This window comes from Streptococcus sp. DD04 (assembly GCF_001578725.1).
In the GTDB taxonomy this organism is placed as follows: domain Bacteria; phylum Bacillota; class Bacilli; order Lactobacillales; family Streptococcaceae; genus Streptococcus; species Streptococcus sinensis.
The window spans coordinates 1-267 of the sequence record NZ_KQ969023.1; the positions used below are offsets into that span (position 1 = coordinate 1).

A 267-nucleotide genomic window follows, 5' to 3' on the forward strand; every position below is an offset into this window, starting at 1 on the left:
TATGTTGGAGGATTACCCAAGTCCGGCTGAAGGGAACGGTCTTGAAAACCGTCAGGCGTGTAAAAGCGTGCGTGGGTTCGAATCCCACATCCTCCTTAGATAAGAATATCGCGGGATGGAGCAGCTAGGTAGCTCGTCGGGCTCATAACCCGAAGGTCGTAGGTTCAAATCCTGCTCCCGCAATTTTGGCTCGGTAGCTCAGTTGGTAGAGCAATGGATTGAAGCTCCATGTGTCGGCGGTTCGATTCCGTCTCGCGCCATTTTATT

General features: G+C 52.1%; 3 tRNA genes. All 3 read left to right on the forward strand.

Annotated elements, in window-relative coordinates:
- Positions 1-6 precede the first annotated feature (6 nt).
- The 3 genes from STRDD04_RS10360 (at position 7) to STRDD04_RS10370 (ending at position 260) form a co-directional block, all read left to right on the forward strand.
- A tRNA-Ser gene (locus STRDD04_RS10360) sits at positions 7-96 on the forward strand.
- Positions 97-109: 13 nt separating this feature from the next.
- Positions 110-183 (forward strand) — tRNA-Met (locus STRDD04_RS10365).
- A 4-nt stretch (positions 184-187) separates the two neighbouring features.
- Positions 188-260, forward strand: a tRNA-Phe gene (locus tag STRDD04_RS10370).
- The last annotated feature ends 7 nt before the right edge of the window (positions 261-267 follow it).